General features: G+C 73.0%; 1 protein-coding gene and 1 pseudogene. Both read right to left on the reverse strand.

Going from position 1 to position 2191, the window contains the following annotated elements; all coding sequences use genetic code 11:
• Positions 1–333, reverse strand: a pseudogene (locus KIT86_RS24945) (hypothetical protein); the annotation flags it as partial.
• Positions 334–347: 14 nt separating this feature from the next.
• Positions 348–2072 carry an AAA family ATPase gene (locus tag KIT86_RS24950; RefSeq protein WP_297403414.1) on the reverse strand — a complete coding sequence of 575 codons (1725 nt, stop codon included), beginning with the start codon at positions 2070–2072 and terminating at the stop codon, positions 348–350.
• Positions 2073–2191: the final 119 nt, after the last annotated feature.

Genomic DNA, 2191 nt, shown 5'->3' on the forward strand with positions numbered 1-2191 from the left:
GGGTGCGGCAGGGCGGTCGGCGGCCGGCGCCGGGGTCACGGCGGCCACGGGGGGCATGGCCGTCGGGGCGGATGCCGGTGCCGGCGTGGCGGGGGCCGGCGCAGGCATGGCGATGGGCGTTTCGTCCGTCTGGCCCAGCCACCACCACAGGCCGGCGGCGATCAGCAGCGCGGCCCCCACCGCACCTGCCACGGCGGTCCGCGACAGGCCGGCGCGGCGCACGGGCCGGGTCTTGTGGCTGGGAGGCGGCACGATCTGGCTGTTGAGCCCGGGCACGTGGCCGCGCTCGCGCTCCGATTCGGCGCGCTGGAGGGCATCGAGGATGTAAGACATCGGGGAATGGCGCCTCAGGAGCCGGGGCGCGAGAGCCGGGGCTCGTCCACGCCGCTGGCCAGGTTGACCTGCATGAAGGTGATGGGGCCGGCCAGCCCGGCGGCGTCAATGCCGTTGGCGCGCTGGAAGGCCTGGATGCGGGCGGTGAGCTGGCTGGCCGATGGTGGCACCTTGCCCGCGGCCTGAAGGCCGGCGATGCGCTCGCCCAGCCAGTCGGCGGCCGGGCCGGTGCGCCCATCCACCAGCCGGGTGCTCTGACCCGGCGGCGTGCGCCAGAGGGTGGCGAAGTCGCCGCGCCAGCTGCTGGCCAGGGAGGCGAGGGGCACGCGCCAGCGCTGCTCACCCGCCTGCAGCGTGGCGCTGTCGCTGGAGAGTTCGGTGACCAGGGCCAGGCCCGTGGCCTGGCCGGGCTGGCGCAAGGTGATGATGCCGGGGCGGTCGAGCTGGCGCAGTCCGTTGAGGGTCATGCGGTCGGTGCGGTAGCACTGCAGCTGGGCCTGTTGCGCGGCGGCGCAGGGATCGCCCGAGGCCAGCGGTTGGCCCCAGAGCGGGCCCAGTTCGCGCCACGCCTCGGTTTCGCTCTTGAGCAGCGCCGACGCCTGCGGGGGGCCGGGCAGGGGTTCGGGGCGGGACGCAGCGGCCGGTGCCGCTGCGGGCGCGTCGGCGGGTGCCGCCGTGGCCGGCGCCGGTGCCGGCGGGGCGGTTTCCGCCGTGGAGGCTGTGGGCGCGGGAAGGGCGGCGGCGGGCGCCGCTGCCGGCGCGCTCGCCCGTGGCGCGCTGTGGCTCCAGAACCAGAACAGCGCGCCGGTCACCAGCGCGCCCACCACCAAGCCGATGCCCAGGGTGCCCAGCGGCGAAGCCCAGGCCGACAGCGGCGCCGTGGCGCGGCCACGGCGGTGCCTGGGCATGGCGGGCGCATCGGTCTCGAACACCTCGCCCGCGGCCTTCTCGACCACGGCGCGCTCCACACGGGCCTGGTGGGTGGCGTAGGCGCCCAGCAGTGCGCGGTCGCACAGCAGGTTCACGCGCCGGGGCACGCCCCGGGTGATCTCGTGGATGCGCTGGATCGCCTGGTTGGAGAAAGGCAGCGGCCCCCGCAGGCCAGCCACCTGCATGCGGTGCTGGATGTATTGGCGGGTTTCGTCTTCGTCGAGGGTGCCCAGGTGGAAGCGCGCGATCACGCGCTGCGCCAGTTGCTCCAGTTCGGGCCGCGCGAGCACCTCGCGCAGCTCCGGCTGGCCGATCAGGATCACCTGCAGCAGCTTTCGCTCGCTGGTTTCAAGGTTGGTCAGCAGTCGAAGCTGCTCCAGCACGTGGGGCGTGAGGTTCTGGGCCTCGTCGATGATGAGCACGTTGCGTTCGCCCTTGGCGTGGCTCTGCAGCAGGTACTCGTTGAGCGGGTCCAGGTAGTCCTTGATCGTGGCCGGGCCGATGCCTTCGTGCTGGACCTCGATGTGAAACTCGCGGCAGATCGTCTTGAGCAGGTCGCCGACCGTGAGCTTGGGGTTGAAGATGTACGCCACCCGGCACTGCTCGGGAATCTGCTCCAGGAAACAGCGGCAGATGGTGGTCTTGCCGGCTCCGATCTCGCCGCTGAGGAGCACGAAGCCGCCACCACCGCGGATGCCATAAAGCAGGTGCGCCAGGGCCTCGCGGTGGCGCTCGCTCATGAAGAGGTAGCGCGGGTCGGGCGCGATGGAGAAGGGGTCCTGCTTCAACCCGAAGAATTCGGCGTACATGGTCCCGAGCATAACGGGGCCGCCGAGCGCGGGCAACGACACCCGGCCGGCGCGGGCCGGGCGGGTGCGGTGTCAGGAGGCGATCAGGCCGCCAGGGCCATGGAGCGTTGCGAGGACGA

This window comes from Hydrogenophaga sp., from assembly GCF_026125825.1.
GTDB lineage: Bacteria > Pseudomonadota > Gammaproteobacteria > Burkholderiales > Burkholderiaceae_C > Hydrogenophaga.

Coding starts and splice junctions, on each gene's coding strand:
- KIT86_RS24950 (WP_297403414.1), bottom strand. CDS start 2,072: ATGTACGCCGAATTCTTCGGGTTGAAGCAGGACCCCTTCTCCATCGCG.